This window comes from Paenibacillus praedii, assembly GCF_049725345.1.
GTDB lineage: Bacteria > Bacillota > Bacilli > Paenibacillales > Paenibacillaceae > Pristimantibacillus.
On sequence record NZ_JBMWAM010000006.1, the window covers coordinates 171,699 to 192,091 of the forward strand.

Sequence of the window (20,393 nt, forward strand, 5' to 3'; positions counted from 1 at the left end):
AAAACAGCAAGCACCTGAAAATATCGGGATGCTTGCTGTTTGGTCTAGCTATTCGAATGAATGCGCATGCTTCTACTTTGCCTGAATGTATCCTTCCGCTTTTAGCAGTTCTGCGATTAGAACAGCACCGCCCGCTGCTCCACGTAATGTATTATGCGATAGGCCTACAAATTTATAATCGTATATGGAATCCGCACGCAATCTACCCGCCGAAACTCCCATACCGCGCTCAATGTCACGATCAAGTTTCGTCTGCGGTCTGTTCTCTTCTTCAAAATAAGTTATAAACTGTTTTGGTGCGCTTGGCAGACCAAGCTCCTGCGGCCGTCCTTTGAATTGCAGCCAGCGATCGAGAATTTCTTCCTTCGATGGTTTGTTCTCGAACGATACAAATACGGTAGCCAAATGTCCATCCAATACGGGAACGCGAATGCACTGCGTTGTAATTAATGGTGCATTTGCTTTAATAATTTCATTATTTACAATACTGCCCCATATGCGCAGCGGCTCCTGCTCGCTTTTTTCTTCCTCGCCACCAATATATGGTATGACATTATCTAACATATCGGGCCAGTCGGCAAAGGTTTTGCCGGCTCCAGATATCGCCTGATACGTCGATGCCACCACTGTAGTTGGTTTGTAATCTAACAGCGCATGAAGCGCAGGCACATAACTCTGAATGGAACAGTTGGGCTTAACAGCAATAAATCCGGTCGAGGTTCCAAGCCGTTTTCTCTGCGCAGCAATTACTTCAATATGCCCTGGGTTAATTTCCGGAATGACCATTGGAATATCAGGCGTCCAGCGGTGAGCCGAATTATTGGAAACAACGGGCGTTCCCGTTTTTGCGTATGCCTCTTCCAACGCTTGAATTTCCTTTTTATTCATATCCACTGCACAAAAAATAAAATCGACCTGACTGGCCACTTCTTCCACTTTCGACGCGTCCTGAATGACAATGTTTTTCACTTCTTCAGGAATTGGGCTGGACAACTTCCATCTGCTTTGCACAGATTCTTCATAAGTTTTGCCTGCCGAACCGGCGCTGGCAGCAATGGCCGTTACCTTAAACCAGGGATGCTGATCCAGCAGCTGAACAAACCGCTGACCCACCATACCCGTACCTCCTACAATACCAACCTTCAATTTTTCTGTCATAAGATATTCAATTCCTTTCAACATGGCATGATCTTTCCAAAATAACTATTCAAACAGTCTGATTTGGTGTAACTTATGTTGAATGTAAGCTGCATTAGCTGTATTTCCTTTGCACCAATAAAAAAAATCCCACCCCCAAGACTATGGTCAGTCTTAGGGACGAGATTTGTATACTCGTGGTACCACCCCAAATTCGCTAATATGTCGCCATATTAGCCTCTTTAAGTACGGCATTACCATGTAATGCTTATACTGTAGCTCTGTAACAGGAGCTCCTGACACACCACCCCCCTTTATCTTGGGTTCCGATGTGCTGCTCTGAGACTTTTTTCAATAAGGAACTCTTACTCCTTTTCAGCTAACGGAGCTCTCTGTGAAGGAATTCATTTATTTACTCTTCTCTTCATCGCATTTAAATATTGCGATTATAATACCAAATAACCCTTGCGAGGTAAACATGAATTTTGAAAACTAGAAAACATTACACATTTGAACATAACCTGTCCAGTTCAATATCTGCAGATGGCTGCCACCAATTACAAATCAAGAACGCCCGTAAAAATGGATAAGGCGTTCTTGTCGTTCCTTATATTAAACTGTCATCGCATTGTAATAGGACCAACGACCGGATGAGGAACATACGTCTCTTCCAGCGACCCCATTTCTTCTGGTGTTAACGTTATTGAAAGAGCTGCTGCCGCATCTTCGAGATGGGGCATTTTCGTAGCGCCGAAAATCGGAGCTGTTACTGGTTCTTTCTGCAACAACCAGACAAGTGCAATTTGAGCGCGGGGAACGCCACGGTTTTCTGCGATTGCTGCAACACGCTCTACAATCAATCGGTCCGAATTTGCAGTCGCATCGTATTTAGATTTTTGAGCTTGGTCGGTTTCGGAACGATGTGTTGTTTCCGACCAATCACGCGCCAATCTTCCTGATGCGAGCGGGCTATACGGAATCACGCCGATTTTTTCAGCTTTACAGAGCGGTAGCATCTCTCTCTCTTCTTCACGGTATATGAGGTTTAAATGATTCTGCATGGATACAAATCGGGTCCATCCATTTTTTTCGGCTACATGCAATGCCTTTAGGAACTGCCATGCGTACATGGCTGAAGCACCAATGTATCTTGCCTTCCCAGCCTTCACCACATCATGCAAGGCTTCCATTGTCTCTTCGATGGGCGTATTGTAATCCCAGCGGTGAATTTGGTACAGATCCACATAATCGGTTCCCAGTCTCTTAAGGCTCTTATCAATTTCACTCATGATAGCCTTTCGGGAAAGTCCAGCACCATTTGGACCTTGATGCATACGGAAATGAACCTTTGTCGCGAGGACAATTTCATCTCGATTGGCATATTCCTTTAAAGCGCGACCAACAATTTCTTCGCTTGTTCCGTCTGAATATACATTCGCCGTATCAAAAAAATTGATACCAAGCTCCAGCGCTTTTTTTATAATTGGACGGCTGCGCTCTTCATCAAGTACCCAAGGATGAGTCCAACGCTCCGCTACACCAAAGCTCATACAGCCAAGACAAAGCCGAGATACATCCAAGCCTGTATTTCCGAGTTTCACATATTCCATTTAATTGTTCCTCACTTTCAAATAGAAATTGTTTCCTTCAGATGTAGTTTACTTCTTGGAGTTAACTCCAAGTCAAGCGATTGTGCTGCATAGTTCGTGGTTAGAGCTATAAACTCACCAGCATTTCTTGAAGGGCGGAGTTCCCCCACCGGATGCTCCGTACATAAAAATGAACATAGCCATTATTAATTTAAATAGGGCTGCTGTTTTTAGGTGTCTCGTTTTACTCCCAAATCGTACGGCTTGTCTCCGCTCGCGGCAGCTCCGTTCTAACCATTTAAAGCTATCTCCCACATGAAAAAGAGACTGCTGAAGACAAATCAGCCTGCCTCGCGTGTTAGAGGTATAAATCGTCTTCACTCTTCCATAATGGATAATGATAGCCGCATGCATGTCCACCTGCTAGAATGTGTTTATACGTGTAAGGAGGGAATTAGAATGTCGCAGCCAACAGCCGAGGAAATTGGGCTATACATAAAGCAGCATAAACAGTTTTTCGAGAAAGGATGCACGCTTGACGCGCCATTCCGCCTCGAGCAATTAAAGCTATTGAAGCAGACGATACTCCGTTATGAAAAAGAGCTTATTGAGGCACTGCGGCTGGATTTGCGAAAAAGCGAATTAGAAGCTTATACGACTGAATTGGTCATCGTCATACAAAGCATTAACCACGCCATCAAGCATCTCAAGAAATGGATGAAGCCGCTGAAGGTAAAGACCCCTATTCACTTATTTCCTTCCCGCAGCCAGCTTCTCAAAGAACCCTACGGGACCGCCTTAATCATCGGACCCTTTAATTATCCTTTTCAGCTTGTTATCGAGCCTCTCATTGGCGCTATGGCTGCCGGCAACTGCGCGGTGCTAAAGCCATCGGAGAGCACACCTCATGTCTCTGCTTTAATCAAGCGAATGATCGGAGAAAGCTTTGATCCCGCCTACATACGCGTAATTGAAGGCGAGCGGGAAACGACATCTGCGCTGATTCATGCGCCCTTTGACTATATTTTTTTTACGGGAAGCATTCCGGTTGGCAAAATCGTCATGGAGGCAGCAGCCAAAAACCTCGTGCCCGTCACGCTGGAGCTTGGCGGGAAAAGTCCGGTGATTGTCGATCGTACGGCAAATTTGGAGCTTGCAGCGAAGCGAATCGTATGGGGTAAGCTCATGAATACCGGACAAACCTGCATTGCGCCCGACTATGTGCTCGCGCATGAAGAGGTGAAGAATGTGCTGCTCTCGAAAATGAAAGAAGCAATCCGCAGCTTCTACGGCTCCGATGCGCGGCAAACCGAGGATTACGGCCGGATCGTGAATGAGCGTCAGTTCGACAGGCTCGTGTCGATACTTCAGGCGGATCAGACAAGTATTGTGTTTGGCGGCGGCTCCGATCGCGAAGAGCTGTACATCGAGCCAACCCTGCTCGACAATGTCACCTGGGACAGCGCTTCGATGTCCGAAGAGATCTTCGGCCCCCTTCTGCCGATCATGACGTATCGTCATTTAGAGGAAGCGCTCACGATGATAAAGGCTCGTCCTAAGCCGCTTTCGCTGTACTTGTTTACCGAGGATAAAGCGGTTGAACGCGCGGTGCTGAGCCGTGCTTCGTTCGGTGGCGGCTGCATCAATGATACCGTTCTGCACGCCGCAAGCGTTCATCTCCCCTTCGGCGGTGTAGGCAGCTCAGGCATCGGCGCTTATCATGGCAGGTATAGCTTTGATGTCTTCTCCCATCAAAAAAGCATTTTAATAAGGAGCTCCAAATTCGAGCCCGGTTTTCTGTTCCCGCCGTATGCGGGCAAAATAAACAGCATCAAGAGACTGCTTAAGTAGTCTAGACCATCATTAAGGTTCATGAGGTTAGGATTATGCAAGTTTCACTTAGTTTCGTATATACAGCATCAGGCGGGCTTCTCATATAATCGGTGTAGAAAGATTATTCCCCTTTTAGGAGGCTACCCATTACATGAGCAACTCACCTATTTTATTGACGGATGAACAAATGAGAACATTCATTACCGAAGGATTTCTCATTCTGAAAACCGATTTCCCCGAGTCGTTTCACCTTGCGATGACCAATGAGCTGAAGCGAGTGTACGAGGAAGAAGGAAACCCCGGCAATAACTTGCTCCCGCGGATTCGCGAAATTCAGAAGGTATTTGATCATCCCATCATAACAGGCGCTTTAACTAGCGTTCTAGGGCCCGACTATATGCTTCATGCGCACAGGCATGGTCATTACAATGCGCAGCCCGTTGCCGGAGGCTGGCATAAGGACAGCTATTGGGGCTATTCGAGAATGCGCAATCACCACCCTTGGTGGGCGATGGTGATGTACTTCCCGCAGGATACGCCGCTTGAGCTCGGACCGACGGGTATTATGCCTGGCACGCAAAATTATGAATCTCGCACCTTCGTTTCCGATGAAGCTGCTGGTGAAGCTTACGCCCAAGGCAGGGCTGGCACGTTTGCGCTCATCCATTACGATATCTGGCATCGCTCAACGCCTAATGTACTTGGTCATGCCCGGTATATGCTAAAGTTTGAATTCATGCGGACTGCTGCGCCTACGGCTCCCTCCTGGGATAATCGCGTTAGCGAATGGTCAGAGCCGGAGGAGCTTGCCCTCCCGATTGCCATTCATGAAACGCTCTGGGAGGAAACGTGGAATTGGCTGTCCGGCAAGGTAGGCAGCATTGCTAATACAAGAGATAAGGATGAAGAAACGATTATCGCGCTGGAAGCCGCATTGGAGGATAAATTTGAACCTGCCAGGCTAAATGCCGCCTATGAGCTTGCGAGGTATGGCGACAAAGGGATCGAAGCGCTGCTGAAAGGACTCCATCACGAACTTGCGGACACTTCACGTGTCTCCGCTTATGGATTATCGGCGGCTGGCGCCGACGCGCTTGACGGCTTGATGAAAGCGCTCGGCGCCGCTCGTGAAGAAACTGTGCTGCACGCCGTGTTTGCATTGGGTGAGCTGCGCCATCATGCTGAAAGCGCATTGCCGAGGCTGCTGGAGCTGCTGTCTCATCCTTCCGCTGCTGTACGAAGCGCCGTAGCTGAAGCGTTCGGCATGATCGGCGGCACAAGAAAGGAAGCCGTTGACGGCTTGCTGCAATGCTTGCAGGATGCGGATACTCAGGTTCGTTTTACGGCAGGCCTTGCCTTGTCCCGCTTAGGGTCTAAGGCTGCCGCAGCCGTTCCAGCTCTAGCTTTGGCGCTTGATGATGAGAACCGTTACGTTCGGGCGCATGCGCTGGAAGCGCTCCGCTATATCGGAACGGAAGAAGCAAAGGAAATCCTCATTAAGTCACTGTTTAACGCACGCTGGTGCACGACCACTACGCCGGCGAACACCTTTTATCCTTAATAAACGGAGCGAAGAAGAGGGCGCACCCGCCCTCTTCTTCTTATTTGATCGATATTTCTCTATACTCACTCGGCGATAAGGCCGTGTATTCCTTGAACAACCGTGAGAAATACGTCGCATCCATTCCCAGCGACTCCGCGACCGCCGATATGCTAAGCGATGTGAACGACAGCAGCTGTCTCGCTTTATTCATCCGTTTGCGATTCACATACTGGATGGGAGAGAGCCCTGTCGTGCTTTTGAACATGCGAATGAAATAATTGGGGTGAAAATGAACAAGCTGGGCCAGCGTATCCACTGTGATGTTGTCGGCCAAATGCTCCTCGATATAGGTCAGCACGACATTCATTTTCTCAAACGGACCCGCTGCGGGCGTGTTGATGGCAACCTGTCCGGCTTGCTCCAGATAAAAGGCCAATATTTCAAGGAAGGTTGCCTGTACATACAGGTCTGCCGTCCATTCTTCGCTTTTGTGATGCTCAACGAGACGCCTAAACTTATTCCTAAGCGAGGAATGATCGCTAACCCTGACGATCGTGGGTGTGTCCAGTACCTGAAACAGGTTGAGATTATGAAGCTTCGCCGTGAAATGGCACCAGTACTTGCCATAGGTATTCGCATTTAATGTGCCATAGGATTGAACGATATCGGCAGGCAGCAGGCAAAGGTCGCCAGGCTTCGGAAACAGCTTGTGGTCCCCGATTTTGATGTACCCCTCGCCCTCCTGGATATAATAGAGCTTATTCACATCCGCCGTATAGTTATCATCATTCCACGTCATCGGTACCTTCGTGTACTCCGCTACCGTTACATGCAATTGCAAACCAGTCAGGTAGGTTTTCCAGAATGCTTTCATACTGGCGTTCACAGGAATAGTAGCAGCAAAATTCCCGCTGCGAAGCAGTAGTATGCGAAATAGCCCAGATTGCCCTTAGCCATAATGTTCATGAACCATTTCATTGCAAAGTAAGTGACGATTATTGTCGTTAAGAAAGCGATCATATAAGGAATAGCCAGCGCTGTCCGGTTCGGGTCATTCGAGAAATCCGAAATTCCGAGCACGAGACCGCCCAGGCTCACCGGAATATACAGCATAAAGGAAAAACGCAGAGCCGTATCTTGCTTCATCCCTACAGCAATAGACGTAATAACGGTCGAGCCGGACCGGCTAATGCCGGGAATGAGGGCGACTGCCTGCGCCAATCCTACCAGCAAAGCGTCTTTAAAGGACAAATCGCCATCCCGCTTCCGGCCCCGCAGATTGCGAATGAGCCAGAGAGCAACCCCGGTCACCAGCAGCCCGACGGCTACCGTATGTACAGACGAGAAAATCTCTTCAATTTTATCTTTAAATAACAATCCAATAATCACGGCGGGAATCGTACCTATCACAACATACATCGCGAATAGGAAATCTGATTTATAGGCTCTATCCTTTGTGCGAATAAAGCGTACAGTATTTACAATCAATCGGGCAATATCCTGGCGGTAAATGAAGAGAATGGCGATGAGCGAAGCCGTATTCGTCAAAATTTCAAAGGTAAGTCCTTTTTGTTCCATGCCCATCAGCTGCTGCGCAATAATGACATGACCGCTGGAGGATACCGGAATCGGCTCCGTTGCGCCTTGTACAATACCTAGCACCAAATACTTCAACCAAAGCAATAATTGTTCCATATCTTCTCCTTTTCGATCCTATTACTAGGTATATATGCTAGAACTTATCTAGTGCTATTATGCGGGAATTATCGTTCGTAGACAACTTTATTGAAATAGACCACTCTCCGTATTTTCCAACAGGTCTGCTTAACATGTCGGTATTTTGAGCGCTTAAATATAAATCCTGCGGCTTAGCAGACAGCAAACGGAGAGCACCGCTGTAGTAGCCGATGCTCTCCGTTTACTGTATACGAAACAAATTAATGGGACAGGTGTAATTTCATGTCATCGAGATAAAAGACAGTTAAGCCCTCGTAGCCCGAATCGCTGCCGATGATAACGAACAGCTCCCCCTGCGCGTTGGATGTCAACGTCGTGGAATAGCGCATCTCAACAGGCTCATAGTCCTCGGTCTCGTCATTTGACTTAACCATATTGCCAACGGCTTTCATATCGGCCCCCTCGCCTACCTGATTTCCTTTATCGATATTCATCCGATAATAGACATGGCCGCCGCCGTCGTCCTCCTCGATCACAAGAGGTTCCTTATTCACTACGCCCGCTTTAATCGTGACTGCCTCGCCAGGGGCTCCGCCAATGCCTACCATACCGCCCGCTTGATTGGTATATAGCTTAAAAGATAATTCCGCTCCATATACCTTGTTCGGCTCCAAACCTTCCACTTTCTTCGTCACGAACATAAACAGGTCGTCGCTGCGGTTCATCCCTTTCAGCTTCAGGCCATAGTTCATCTTATTACCGGAGAGCGGAAGCAATTCTCTAGCATACTGAAGCTCAAAAATACTAGGATCATAATCGACCGGCAAATCAGCGAATGCTCCCTTCCAGCCTTCATCGGTTTGATCAAAGGTGTAGTGGAGGGACATCAAATGTTCCGTGCTTTCATTCCCTTTGATCATGATCTTCTTTTCTTTGGCATCCCAGCTGGTTGCCGCTCCGATAAAGCCCGCGACGCTCTTCGCAGGCACAAAGGCATTTCCTCCGACCAGCGTTACTTTGACAGGAAGATTCCCTTTCGTGCTATTTCTGCTGACAGCCGCATCGCTGTTTATTTTCAAACGAACGGATTGGCTGCTGCGAGCTAGTACGATTTCTTTGGTCGCCGCATGCCACTCAAGCTCAGCTTAAAGCCCTTCCGCCATCGCCCGCACGGGAACCATCGCAATGCCGTTAATTATATAAGGGGCGGCGCTTAGCTTATGCTCACCACGATGATCCACCGCTACGCGGCTTCCTACTTGAAACTGTATGATTGCCGATTCATTTGAAGAAGCCCCGTAGGAGACGCCGGCCGGAATCATCGCTGTAATCAGCGCCGCTGTTGCTATCGATGCCGCCAATGCTTTATGACTTAACATTTTTGTTAGAATCATATCTGCTATCATCCTTTACATGAAGAGTTTTGATATCCACTCTTCTAACGTAAAGCTCTTCAAATAGGTTGCGATTTCCCCTTTTACTCCTTTTGCTCCCAAATTAAAACGGGGAAGATTCAAAAGTAGTTTTACCTGAGCTCATAAGTTGAGTGTAATACTCAGCTTATGGAGCTCGCTTCGGCAGTACTCGAACATAATCGTCCGAATGCTTCATCAGCTCCAAAATATAATCGTAATCCTCGCGATACTGGCTGAAGTCAGCTACCGGCTGATGTGTTTTTAAATCAACGGCAGTACCGTCCTCGAAGCCTTTACCAGGCACGAATAAAATGTCATTGTTGAAAAAGGAGCCGGTCGGAAGATAGTAGCGCATCCCTACGACATTCCGCTCAATATTAAGCAAGTCCTGACCGAACGCAGTATAGCCCTCATTCTCGAGCGAAATGCCGAGCAGGTTGGAGACTGTTGGCATGATATCGACCTGTCCGCCTACTTGATCGATGACCTCTCCCTCCATTCCTGGCACATGAACCATGAACGGTATATTAAACCGGCTAATCCGGGCATCATAATGGATGCCAAGCCGCGCGCTGACCCACGAGGCTTCATTATCCTTTTCCTGAAGACCGGAGTGATCGCCATAGACGACTAGCATCGTATTTTCCCAAAGTCCGCTTGCTTTCAAACCGTTGATAAATTCACCAAGCGCATGATCCGAATAATTTACTGCCGTTAAATAATCGCCTAGCTGCGTATCCTTCACTGCGCCTGGCACTGCCAATCGCTGAAGCTCCTTCGGAACCTTGAACGGATGATGACTGGAGGCCGTCACGAATTGCGCATAAAATGGTTTATGCTGTTCCTTCATAGTCTGCAGCCTCTCGAGCCCTACCCGATAAAGCTCCTTGTCTGAAGCGCCGAATGTGTTAAAATGATCGTTCTTGAAGCTGGATTTTTCATAGTATTGGTCAAAACCGAGCGCAGGATACATCCGGTGGCGGTCCCAAAACGTTACATCGTTAATATGGAACGTGTTCGATTCGTAACCATCCTGCTTCAGCAGCCTTGGGAGACTCGGAACGATTCGATCCCCATAGCCGGTTGACATTGCGATTGACCCGACAGGATAGATCGACGTATTTGACATGAACTCGGCATCTGACGTATTGCCCTGCCCGATCTGTTGAAAAAAGTAAGGGAAATAGAAGCTCTCCTTGGCAAGCTGATTCAGGACTGGCATGATTTCTTGTCCATCCAATTGCAAATTGACCGGAAAGTTTTGCAGCGCTTCAATCTGCACGACGATCACATTCATCCCCTTCGCGACACCGAAGAAGCTAGGCGTTCCTGCTATTTCCGCAGCATTTTTTTTGTATGAATAGGAAGCTTGCAAGCTCGCCACCTCGTCAGCCGTCTCTTGGACGCTGCCGTTCTTCGCCGCATTGCTTTCCTTGCCGCCCTTAATGCCCGCAGCCACTTGATAATTCAGAAAGCCGAGGCTCTCCGCTTGCACAAGCTCGTTCGGAATTTTGTTTCCCGCATGGATATAAATACCTGATACGACTAAACATAGCACAACGGCTAACATGACGATGGAAGGCTTCGCCATACGCTTGCGCCTTACCTCTCGAATGCCCCTTGTCCGGCTAAGCCCGTAAAAGAGGATAAGCAGAATGACATCAAGGACAAGTAAATAATTGACTGCCTGTATGACCGATCCGACGCTGTCCCTAATTTGGAATACCTGATCAAGTCCGTTCAAGGCGGTATAGGTCGGAACCGTGCCATAGTAGCTAAAATATACAGTAGACGCGAACAGCAGCAGCGATATCACCGCGTTCAACGCACCGAAGGCCGCCCCCTTCCATCTCGCGGAACTGATCAGATCCACAATACCTAACAAAACCAATACGGCCGCCGCATCCGCCAGCAGCCTGTCTATTTGAATGCCATGAAAGACGAATTGGCGGAAAAGGGTCATTTTCAGCATAATGAGTATAAATATAAGTATAACAGGCGATCTGCGATACTCATTCGTTGTGATTTCCAAGCGTATTCACTCCTCTTCGCTTCTGAACCATCCAGAAGATGCGTGTCAACGGGCACGCCACAATAGCAAAAAGCCGTCATGACTTGACGGCTCAGCTTAACCTATCAATAATATAGTCCATCTTAATACAAATAGACAAATTAATGAATAGGGAATGAATGACAGACTAGCTTTCATCCCTAGTTGGCAATTCCGCAGCGGCAGTATACGGACTAGCCTAAAATACGATTGCCATAAGCAGCCCCTTCGTTGTCCAAAAATCATCATTTTTTTGTCATCGATAATCCTTCTAATGGACAGGTTAGTGCTATAATAAAGGTTGCCGTTACGGCACATGCAAGCTTTCAATAGCGATCCCTTCGGTTAGCGACAGCGGCCGGATGCGGTCGAGATAGGGTTGTACCCGATCAAAGACGAAATGATAGATTTTATCGAACAGTGCATGAATGCTTAAGAACAATATTGAACGCCATTCGTAAGGAGATAAACGAAAATGAAGCTTGTATCGTGGAATGTAAATGGAATTAGAGCCTGCGTGACCAAGGGCTTTATCGAATATTTTAAAGAAATGGACGCGGATATTTTCTGCATTCAGGAGTCAAAGCTGCAGGAAGGGCAAATAAGCCTGGAAATCGGTGAGGAGTATCATCAATTTTGGAATTATGCGCTCAAGAAGGGTTATTCCGGGACCGCTGTTTTAACCAAGCTGAAGCCGATTACGGTACGTTTTGGTCTGGAGGAGGACAACGAGCCTGAGGGACGGGTTATTACGCTTGAATTTGAAGATTTCTATCTCATCAACGTGTATACGCCCAATGCGAAACGAGATTTGACAAGGCTGGATTATAGACTCGAGTGGGAGGACCGGTTCCGGAGTTACCTTAAGGAGCTGGATCAATTGAAGCCTGTTATCGTATGCGGCGATTTAAATGTAGCCCATCAAGAAATCGACTTGAAGCACCCGAAGCCTAATATCGGCAACTCCGGCTTCACGTATGAAGAGCGCGGCAAAATGACGGACCTGCTGAACGCGGGATTTATCGATACTTTCCGGCATTTCTACCCCGACCGGACGGATGTTTACTCGTGGTGGTCCTACATGTCGAAGGTAAGAGAGCGGAACATCGGTTGGCGGATCGATTACTTCCTGACTTCCGCCAGACTAGCGCCGTCACTCATCGATGCGAATATCGATTGTCATGTGATGGGCAGCGATCACTGTCCGGTCACTCTTGAGCTGGCGGATCGGATCGGCTAGCTCGGACGCCACCTTTCCAGCAAGCGATATCCTTGCCCCCGCGACCAGCTTGTTAACCGCGCAGCAGCGGTCGTGGGCCTAATGAGACTCTTATCGATTGCCGAACGGGGGACCCATGATCATTGAATATCCTTAGCCCTTCCCTACTCCTCATTCGATAAGTGTCTTCCAGTAGCTCCACACCTTCAAGTACTCCTCCAAATCATGCGGATGATGCTTGGTGCATATGCCGATGCGGCAATATAGCTGAAAGACGGTCTCTTCAATCAGGCGCGAGCTTTCGACCTGCTCATGCGTTAGGAGAGCATATGCCGCATGAAGCGTTTCTAGGTTCAAATCATCCGGTGACGAGCAGAACGCATAGGTAAAATCATAAAGCACGGGACCGAGCATCGGAGAAGGATCAATGACGCCCACCAGCTTATTTTGAGCGTAAACGAAATTATGAACGCCCGTATCGCCGTGCAGCAAATATTTGGCTTCCGGCCCTTCATCCTTCAGCTTATTTTCGACCAGCCGCTTTATTTTATAATGATCCTCGCAGGGAAGTAGATCCGCAACGGTTTCCCTGGCATATTCCAGGCTTCCTTCATTAAATTCACGCCAGGATTGACGAGGCAATTCCAGCCTTCCCCACGTCTCGCTTTGCCGCTCCTGCTTGTAATGATTCAGAAGATCCTCGACAAGACGGGTCATCCAGTTTATTTTTAACCCGCGGTTATAGTGGGTCATGCCCTCTATATACGCATACACCATGTACGCTTTGTCAGGATCGACATAAAAAACCCGGGACAAGAGCTCGGAGCCGCTGTAAGCCGTCAGGAATTGCTCAGCTAACTTAATTTGCTCTGCATGATCCAGCTTCAACACATATTGCGGCTTTTCTCCGTTCGACAGGATATAAACAAGCCCGTCCGTCGTGCCTTTCAAATGGCGAACGTGCAGATTGTTGCTCGCAATAATTCCACGTTCCTCAAGAACGTTAAGGATTTTATCTATTCCGGGACCATGTGACATCATAACCTCCCCTTTGTTGCAGACGATTCAGTCCTCATGATACACGAGAACAAATCGTTCGAATAGACGTGCGTACGAGCATCGCGGCGAATTCCGCACGGGGCGCTGTCAATTGTTTTTCATAAAATCAAACGCTTCAATCCAAAAAAAAGAGCAGTTTCGACATAGAATGGTATCGTTTGTAATTTCAATAAAAAAACGGCCTTTCCCGATTGGATATCGGAAGAGACCGCTCCGTTAATAATTTAAAATCTCTTCCGTCTGCATATCTCTGTCCCGGAGAAGATCGAGCGCTGTTTGCATTTTATCGAGATAGGCAGGCTCATTGCCTGTGCACATGAAGCGCACACTGCCGCGGCCGCGGCCTTCCACGATTCCGTAACGGTTCAGCAAAGCAGATAAACGCTTGATCGTTCCAACGTTTCCGTCAACAATCTGAATGTGCGGAGGCAATATTTCGCGCAGTATCCCTCTATAGAAAGGGTAGTGGGTACAGCCAAGCACAACGATTCCGTATTGCTCCAACTCATAGCCTGCAAGCTTTCCTCTGAAGTACTCGCCCATCAAAGCTTTGTCAAACTGTAGATTCTCGCAATACCCTACCAGCTCCGGCAAAGGCAGTGAGTCGACGATTCCCGTTTCGTCCACTCGTGATATGAGGGCATAATATTTAGGCTGCTTCAAGGTTAACGGTGTAGCAAATACAAGCACTCTCTTTCCAGTCATGCGATTCATTTCCACCGCAGGCTTCACAGCCGGCTCCATGCCAACAATCGGGAAGGAATACAGCTCCCTCAGCTCGGCGATCGCGATACTGGTCGCTGTGTTGCAGGCTACGACCAGCGCATCGATCCCCTCTTGAGCCATTGTCGCTACTGCCTCCAGAATGTACGTCCTTACTTCTTCCTTGGATTTTGTCCCATAAGGAACATGTAGCGTGTCTGCCATATAAAGAAAGTCCTCGGCAGGAAGTCTCTTTAGAGCTTCCGCCAACACGGTCAGCCCGCCTATTCCTGAATCAAAAAAACCGATTTTCATATATCGTCGATTCCTATCGTATGAAATAAAAAGATATACTCAGCATATCGCGTTATGAGCTATTAAGGCAATACAAGTCTTTGCCATATTGCTCATCTATTGGTTTTAAACCGCATTTCCGCAATTCTTGCTTCATCCTATTATCTAACAAAATGAACGTCAGTTCCAGCAGCTTTATTTCTTTCACATAATTTCCAGCAGCTCGAATCATACTACCCCTTAGATTAAACAAAGGTAGGTGCTGGAAAATTGGATAGCGTCGTTTTAGCCAGAGCTCTATTCGGAACTTCAATGGCTTTTCATATTATTTTCGCAACACTGGGAGTCGGAGTGCCTCTCATGATTGTATTTGCGGAAATTTTGGCAGGAATAACGAAAAATCCGGATTATTCGGTCATGGCCAAGAGATGGACCAAAGCCCAGGCCATATTGCTAGGCGTGGCTATTCCATCGGGGACAATCGTCGGCGTGATGCTGTCGCTCCTGTGGCCCGGATTTATGGAAATTGTCGGACAGGTCATTGCCGTTCCCTTTCAAGTGGAGCTATGGGCCTTCTTCCTTGAAGCGCTGTTTATGTCTATCTACATCTACGCCGCTGACCGTTTGTCCCGCAAGCTTCGCATATTCAGTGTCATTATGGTTTCCCTCGGCTCTGCCGCTTCCGCCGTTCTAATTACCAACGTGCATGCCTGGATGAACACGCCTGCAGGTTTCAACATCGTTGACGGAGCGGTTACCGATGTCAATCCAATAAAGGCAATTTTCAACCCCAGCTTTGCGGTTACCGCTATTCATGTTGTCGCCTCGGCATTCATGACCGGGGCATTTTGCATCGGATCCATCGCGGCCTATAAGCTGCTTAAGCGCGGCCAGCCGGAGCGCGAAATCGTCTACCATCGCCGGAGCCTGCAGCTTGCGCTGATGATCGGCTTCGTGTGCTCGCTGGCTACTGCTGTAAACGGCCACTTTACGGCTCAAATGCTGCATAACTATTTACCGCTGAAGCTCGCAGCAGCCGAAGGCCTGTTCGAAACGACGGCTTATGCCCCGCTAGAAATTTTCGGAAGTACGAATGTGGAGGAGCAAAGGGTCGTTGGAGGCATCCGAATTCCATGGGCGCTGAGCTTTCTTGCGACCGACCGGTTCGACGGCGTTGTGCGCGGCCTGAATGACTTTCCTCAGGAGCTGTGGCCGCCTCTTTACGTGCATACTCTATTCAACCTGATGGTAGTCATTGGCAGTGGCTTAATCGCTCTCTCATTCGTTGCGCTGTTCATTAACTTCATTCGCAGGCGACCCTTGCCAAGGTGGATGCTCGGCACACTTATTCTTGGAGGCCCGCTATCGCTTATCGGAATCGAGACCGGCTGGATATTCAGCTGCACCGGCAGGCAGCCGTGGGTCATAAGCGGCGTACAGCTGACAGCCGATGCGGCAACCCGGTCGCAGGATATCGGCGTGCTGTTCGCGCTGTTCATTGGACTTTACGTGCTGCTCATGACGATTACGATTGTCGTGATGCGTTTCTATTTTCGCAGAAGGCCGGTTGGTCGCGAACTAACCCCCTTAGAAGGAAGGTAACGCCGTGGATTACGCAACCATTGCCGTCTCGATATTGTGGGCTTTCATATTCGCTTATGCTATCCTCGGCTCCGTTGATTTCGGAGCAGGATTCTGGGCGCTCGTCTACGACCGCAAATCCAGTGCGAGAGCTGCTCAGATCGCGAACCGCTACCTGTCTCCTTCCTGGGAGGTGACGAACGTCTTTCTTGTGCTCATAGCTGTTGCGCTGGTCGGCTTCTTCCCGAAAGCCGCCTTCTGGTTCGGTACGGTGCTGATCGTCCCGGTCAGCCTTGTTCTGATCCTGCTGACGATTCGAAGCAGCTTTATGGTGTACAGCTACTCCACCCAGCGCTACAGTCGCCTGCTGCGCTGGATTTCCGGTCTGACGGGAGTATTGATCCCAGGCCTCCTGCTAAGCGTACTCCCCATCTCATTGGGCGGATTTGTAGAAGTGTCCAGCGGCGGGCAGCCACACCTGCTCTTCGCCAAGCTGCTGCAAGCGCCAACGGAATATTCGCATCTAGCATTCGGCATTTCATCGGAGCTGTTCCTAGCCGCGCTCTTCCTTTCTGACTACGCCCACGAGGCAGACGACTTCTCCACCTATCGCGTTTATCGCAAAGCGGCAAAGGTTCTCGGACCTCTGACTCTAGCGACCGCCGTACTCGCTACGTACACGATGGCACCAGAGGCGGAGTGGATCGTCACACGAATCGTAGAGCAGTGGCCATGGTTCCTAGCCTCCATCGTCTCCTTTGGCATCGGATACAGCGCGCTGTGGATGAGGAATAAACCAGATGCACCCGGTCGTCCGCGGCTTGCCGTGACCTTCATTATCGGGCAATACTTGCTTGCCAGCATCGGTTATGGCATTGCCCATTTGCCTTACTTGCTGTATCCCTACCTTCGAGTCGACCAAGCGGTAACGAATCCGACGATTTTCCGTTCCCTGCTTGTCTCCTACAGCATCGGCATCGCCGTGCTTGCACCCGGCTTCTATTTGTTCTGGCGGCTGTTCCTCAAGGACAAGAAATATATCCGTCAAGAGCCGGATGCGGAACCAAAAACCTGAGGATAAAATAAAGCTGCCTTGACGGGCTGCGCCATAAACGGACGCAGCCTTTTACTAATGGAATGAAAGCCTCCATCTGATGCAGGATATCGAAAACTTAAACGTATAGCCATGTTCAACTTGGATACGCTATAGCTAGCAGTTTATCCCAGTTTGATGGAAAGGAATGATGAACCGAGTATGCTCGATTCCAAAACGATTGAAATCATCCAAGCTACAGCGCCGGTATTGAAAGCACATAGCCATCAAATCGGAAAAAGATTTTACGAGCTGCTTTTCGCCAAGGCTCCCGAATTATACAACTTGTTTAATCAAACCAACCAGAAAAGGGGCCTTCAACAGGAAGCGCTCGGCTATGCCGTTTATGCCGCAGGCGAGAACATAACGAACCTGGAGGCGCTCGCTCCGGTTATTCGAAGGATTTCAGAAAAGCATCGCGCGATCGGAATAAAAGACGAACAGTATCCTATCGTAGGCGAAACGCTGCTTATGGCCGTAAAGGATGTTTTAGGAGATGCGGCCACCGATGAAATCATTGCTGCGTGGGGAAAAGCATACGGGTATATTTCGGATGCGTTTATAAGCTTGGAGAAAAGCCTTTATGAGGAGACCGAGCAGCAGCCTGGCGGATGGGCCGACTATCGGAGCTTTACCGTCGATAAAAAGGTGAAGGAAACGGAAGAGGTTAGCTCTCTTTACTTAAAATCCGAAGACGGCAAACCAATTGCCGCTTATCAAGCCGGTCAATACTTAACGATAAAAGCCGATATTCCCGGTGAACAATATACGCATATCCGGCATTACAGCCTATCCGAGGCCCCAGGCCGCGATTACTATCGAATTAGTGTCAAACGCGAGCAGGCCAGCGGGAATGACCTGGAGGGAGTCGTATCCAACTATCTGCACGAGCAGGTGAAGGTTGGAGATACTTTGCAATTTTCCGCTCCTGCAGGCGACTTCACGCTCAGCAGCACGGATCGTCCAGTCGTATTCATTAGCGGAGGAATTGGCATTACTCCTCTGCTAAGCATGTTAAATACGATCGCAAACAAGCAGCCCCAACGCCGCGTTGCCTTTGTCCATGCCACAACAAACAGCCAATCACATGCTTTTAAGAATGATGTGGCCGGGCTCGAGAAAAGCCATCCAAACCTAAAATCCTTTGTCTGCTATTCTTCTCCAACCGAAGAAGATCGCGTGTCTCGCAATTTCAATAAAGAAGGTCGGATTGATCTAGACTGGCTGCAATCGATCATACCGGACAGCAAGGCGGATTTTTACTTTTGCGGGCCCATACCTTTTATGCAAAGCATCCACACCGCTCTAAAGCAATGGAAAATTCCTAAAGAGAATATTCATTTCGAGTCATTTAGTCCGATAGCGATTTTAGATGAGGAATAGGTGAAAATAAGCAAGCGAACGCCTCAGGCTCCGAGTCTAGCGCTATTGTAAGGATGAACAATTTTCTCACCACGAGAAGCGTACTCTTTGTTATAATCATTCCCAACGGATAAACGGGAGGCGTTCGCTAATATGCACAACCATTTCCTTACCGATCTCGACGGTACGCTGTTAAGATCAGATGCTTCCTTATCGGAATATACGATAAACACGATTTCTTCCGCTTTGAAAAAGGGCATCGTCATAAGCTATGCAACGGCAAGAAGCTATATCAGCTCCCAGCAAGTCGTTTCTGCGATTCCATGGCAATATCCTATCATTTTATATAATGGCGCGGTTATATTTGACCCTGTTGCACAGAAACTATTGGATGGAAACTGGTTGGAGACAGGTACAGCGAATGATATCATCAGCCTGGGAAGAGAATACGGCCTGCTGCCATTTCTATTTGCTCTCGATCCTGAGGATAAGGAGCGCGTATTGCACGAAAGACTGAGCCGGGCTGGGGATATGCAATTTTTCGAAAACCGGCCCCTTGATCCCCGTTTTGGAGAAGTGCCTTATTTGGCTTGTCCAGACACGTTTCGAACGCTTATTGTATCCTACATCGGATTGCTGGAAGAGCTTGAACCTTTAAAAGCGGAAGTGCAGCTGCGCTTCGGAAAAAATGTCCATATCCACTTGATGAAGGATGCCTATATTGCCAACCATTATTTCTTGGAATTCAGTCATCAGAAGGCCAACAAAAACGAAGGTCTGCGCAAATGGTCAGCGCTCATGAACTGCAGCCCTCAGGATATCACCGTATTCGGGGATAATTTGAACGATGTAGGGATGTTTGAAGCAGCAGGAACTCGCATCGCCGTCTCCAACGCTCATCCTGCACTGATTGAGATGTCAACTCTTGTGGCCGCAAGCAACGATGAGGATGGTGTGGCCAAATATATCTCAATCATTACGGAAGAGAATAGGCTTCGTGCCTAATTCCTGCAAAAAGACAAAACCGAAGGCTGCAAATGATGCATTCCTTTTGGCGCATTCCAGTGCCACGCGAAGGTTACGATGCCGCCTTGCTTATCCCATTCCATCGCATACTCGACATCCATGGACGTTGCTCCGAACGCCACACGTGACGGTGAATATTCGATTAAATCAAGTCCAAGAACCCACATTTTTTTATCATGTTCAGGCTAATCCCTCCTAGACATCCTATTATCGTGACGTATAAGCCATAGCATAAGAAAAGTATAAGGGCTATTAAGCACGGAAATATATGTCGTGATGATGGATGATCATGTCATGATGCCGGAAAATAAAAAGGATGACGAGCTGTTCAAGTAAACAGCCGTCATCCTTTTATGCCCGTCAATCATATATTATTCTTCTGTGCTAATCTTGGTTATCTGCTTAGCTGTAGTTTCTGCAGGAGCTGATTGCTCTACTTCACCCTCAATATCGAGGCTAACCTTGTCACCGACCTCTATAGCATCTAAATCAGATTCGTTTTCCGCAGTAATCCAGATCGCATTAGGGTCGACTGCGTTTAAGATTTCATCGATTGATTTCTCTTCAAATTCAGTCATATCTGAGTTCTGAACGACTAATATCTTTGGACTTTCCTTGGCCATGACATAACCTTCTTTATAGTCCCAAATCTCGTTAGATTGGCCCCCATTTGCATTATTTGCTGAACATCCTGAGAGCAATATCAACATGATGACCATAGCAAAAATGTTTCTCATTTTAGACCCCCTCGTACATTTATTTTCGTTACCGAATGAGTTACAGAGCTATATTGCTAGTGCTTTAATTCTTGTA

At 48.1% G+C, this 20,393-nt stretch carries 16 protein-coding genes, 2 pseudogenes and 1 other annotated feature; of the genes and pseudogenes, 7 read left to right on the forward strand and 11 right to left on the reverse strand.

The genetic code is table 11. The annotated features are described in order from the left end of the window. Positions 1-72: 72 nt before the first annotated feature. Entirely contained in the window at positions 73-1,158 is a 1,086-nt protein-coding gene (asd, locus tag ACO9K6_RS08220) for an aspartate-semialdehyde dehydrogenase (RefSeq protein WP_424767063.1), read from the reverse strand. Between the two features lie 152 nt (positions 1,159-1,310). After that, positions 1,311-1,574: a binding site (T-box leader), on the reverse strand. Between the two features lie 183 nt (positions 1,575-1,757). Further along, positions 1,758-2,747, reverse strand: coding sequence for an aldo/keto reductase (locus tag ACO9K6_RS08225; RefSeq protein ID WP_424767064.1), 990 nt, complete (start codon positions 2,745-2,747; stop codon positions 1,758-1,760). A gap of 438 nt (positions 2,748-3,185) precedes the next feature. Here ACO9K6_RS08225 and ACO9K6_RS08230 point away from each other — a divergent pair, with 438 nt between their 5' ends. Both ACO9K6_RS08230 and ACO9K6_RS08235 read left to right on the forward strand, forming a co-directional pair. After that, positions 3,186-4,577, forward strand: a complete 1,392-nt coding sequence (locus ACO9K6_RS08230; RefSeq protein WP_424767065.1) for an aldehyde dehydrogenase — start codon at positions 3,186-3,188, stop codon at positions 4,575-4,577. Positions 4,578-4,710: 133 nt separating this feature from the next. Beyond that, positions 4,711-6,120 carry a HEAT repeat domain-containing protein gene (locus ACO9K6_RS08235; RefSeq protein ID WP_424767066.1) on the forward strand — a complete coding sequence of 470 codons (1,410 nt, stop codon included), beginning with the start codon at positions 4,711-4,713 and terminating at the stop codon, positions 6,118-6,120. Positions 6,121-6,160: 40 nt separating this feature from the next. On the opposite strand, the gene ACO9K6_RS08240 is transcribed toward ACO9K6_RS08235, so the two are convergent. The 5 genes and pseudogenes from ACO9K6_RS08240 to ACO9K6_RS08260 form a co-directional block, all read right to left on the reverse strand. After that, positions 6,161-6,976: an AraC family transcriptional regulator gene (locus tag ACO9K6_RS08240; protein WP_424767067.1), complete on the reverse strand. Its 816-nt coding sequence runs from the start codon at positions 6,974-6,976 to the stop codon at positions 6,161-6,163. Between the two features lie 8 nt (positions 6,977-6,984). Further along, on the reverse strand, positions 6,985-7,797 hold the full coding sequence (locus tag ACO9K6_RS08245) for an undecaprenyl-diphosphate phosphatase (protein ID WP_424767068.1): 813 nt from the start codon (positions 7,795-7,797) through the stop codon (positions 6,985-6,987). A 242-nt stretch (positions 7,798-8,039) separates the two neighbouring features. After that, a pseudogene (locus ACO9K6_RS08250) lies at positions 8,040-8,912 on the reverse strand (stalk domain-containing protein); the annotation flags it as partial. 12 nt (positions 8,913-8,924) lie between these two features. After that, entirely contained in the window at positions 8,925-9,173 is a 249-nt protein-coding gene (locus ACO9K6_RS08255; protein WP_424767069.1) for a stalk domain-containing protein, read from the reverse strand. Between the two features lie 166 nt (positions 9,174-9,339). Beyond that, entirely contained in the window at positions 9,340-11,226 is a 1,887-nt protein-coding gene (locus ACO9K6_RS08260) for an LTA synthase family protein (protein ID WP_424767070.1), read from the reverse strand. 493 nt (positions 11,227-11,719) lie between these two features. On the opposite strand from ACO9K6_RS08260, the gene ACO9K6_RS08265 reads away from it, so the two are divergent. Continuing rightward, positions 11,720-12,484, forward strand: coding sequence for an exodeoxyribonuclease III (locus ACO9K6_RS08265; RefSeq protein ID WP_424767071.1), 765 nt, complete (start codon positions 11,720-11,722; stop codon positions 12,482-12,484). Positions 12,485-12,634: 150 nt separating this feature from the next. Here the strand turns inward: ACO9K6_RS08265 and ACO9K6_RS08270 are convergent, their stop codons facing one another. Together ACO9K6_RS08270 and murI are read right to left on the reverse strand one after the other, a co-directional pair. Next, positions 12,635-13,501, reverse strand: a complete 867-nt coding sequence (locus tag ACO9K6_RS08270) for an aminoglycoside phosphotransferase family protein (RefSeq protein ID WP_424767072.1) — start codon at positions 13,499-13,501, stop codon at positions 12,635-12,637. 237 nt (positions 13,502-13,738) lie between these two features. Continuing rightward, positions 13,739-14,539 carry a glutamate racemase gene (murI, locus tag ACO9K6_RS08275; protein ID WP_424767073.1) on the reverse strand — a complete coding sequence of 267 codons (801 nt, stop codon included), beginning with the start codon at positions 14,537-14,539 and terminating at the stop codon, positions 13,739-13,741. 249 nt (positions 14,540-14,788) lie between these two features. Between murI and ACO9K6_RS08280 the strand changes: the two genes are divergently transcribed. From ACO9K6_RS08280 to ACO9K6_RS08295, 4 genes are all read left to right on the forward strand, one after another. Beyond that, on the forward strand, positions 14,789-16,120 hold the full coding sequence (locus tag ACO9K6_RS08280; protein WP_424767074.1) for a cytochrome ubiquinol oxidase subunit I: 1,332 nt from the start codon (positions 14,789-14,791) through the stop codon (positions 16,118-16,120). Positions 16,121-16,124: 4 nt separating this feature from the next. After that, positions 16,125-17,174, forward strand: coding sequence for a cytochrome d ubiquinol oxidase subunit II (locus ACO9K6_RS08285; protein WP_424767075.1), 1,050 nt, complete (start codon positions 16,125-16,127; stop codon positions 17,172-17,174). 180 nt (positions 17,175-17,354) lie between these two features. Continuing rightward, entirely contained in the window at positions 17,355-18,575 is a 1,221-nt protein-coding gene (gene hmpA / locus ACO9K6_RS08290; RefSeq protein ID WP_424767103.1) for an NO-inducible flavohemoprotein, read from the forward strand. 132 nt (positions 18,576-18,707) lie between these two features. Then, on the forward strand, positions 18,708-19,559 hold the full coding sequence (locus ACO9K6_RS08295) for an HAD family hydrolase (protein WP_424767076.1): 852 nt from the start codon (positions 18,708-18,710) through the stop codon (positions 19,557-19,559). A 38-nt stretch (positions 19,560-19,597) separates the two neighbouring features. Here ACO9K6_RS08295 and ACO9K6_RS08300 read toward each other — a convergent pair. Then, positions 19,598-19,753: pseudogene (locus ACO9K6_RS08300) on the reverse strand (glycosyl hydrolase); the annotation flags it as partial. A gap of 198 nt (positions 19,754-19,951) precedes the next feature. Then, complete coding sequence (locus ACO9K6_RS08305; protein WP_424767077.1) at positions 19,952-20,317, reverse strand: DUF3221 domain-containing protein; 366 nt, start codon at positions 20,315-20,317, stop codon at positions 19,952-19,954. Positions 20,318-20,393: the final 76 nt, after the last annotated feature.

Coding starts and splice junctions, on each gene's coding strand:
- asd (WP_424767063.1), bottom strand. CDS start 1,158: ATGACAGAAAAATTGAAGGTTGGTATTGTAGGAGGTACGGGTATGGTG.
- ACO9K6_RS08225 (WP_424767064.1), bottom strand. CDS start 2,747: ATGGAATATGTGAAACTCGGAAATACAGGCTTGGATGTATCTCGGCTT.
- ACO9K6_RS08230 (WP_424767065.1), top strand. CDS start 3,186: ATGTCGCAGCCAACAGCCGAGGAAATTGGGCTATACATAAAGCAGCAT.
- ACO9K6_RS08235 (WP_424767066.1), top strand. CDS start 4,711: ATGAGCAACTCACCTATTTTATTGACGGATGAACAAATGAGAACATTC.
- ACO9K6_RS08240 (WP_424767067.1), bottom strand. CDS start 6,976: ATGAAAGCATTCTGGAAAACCTACCTGACTGGTTTGCAATTGCATGTA.
- ACO9K6_RS08245 (WP_424767068.1), bottom strand. CDS start 7,797: ATGGAACAATTATTGCTTTGGTTGAAGTATTTGGTGCTAGGTATTGTA.
- ACO9K6_RS08255 (WP_424767069.1), bottom strand. CDS start 9,173: ATGATTCTAACAAAAATGTTAAGTCATAAAGCATTGGCGGCATCGATA.
- ACO9K6_RS08265 (WP_424767071.1), top strand. CDS start 11,720: ATGAAGCTTGTATCGTGGAATGTAAATGGAATTAGAGCCTGCGTGACC.
- ACO9K6_RS08270 (WP_424767072.1), bottom strand. CDS start 13,501: ATGTCACATGGTCCCGGAATAGATAAAATCCTTAACGTTCTTGAGGAA.
- murI (WP_424767073.1), bottom strand. CDS start 14,539: ATGAAAATCGGTTTTTTTGATTCAGGAATAGGCGGGCTGACCGTGTTG.
- hmpA (WP_424767103.1), top strand. CDS start 17,355: ATGCTCGATTCCAAAACGATTGAAATCATCCAAGCTACAGCGCCGGTA.
- ACO9K6_RS08295 (WP_424767076.1), top strand. CDS start 18,708: ATGCACAACCATTTCCTTACCGATCTCGACGGTACGCTGTTAAGATCA.
- ACO9K6_RS08305 (WP_424767077.1), bottom strand. CDS start 20,317: ATGAGAAACATTTTTGCTATGGTCATCATGTTGATATTGCTCTCAGGA.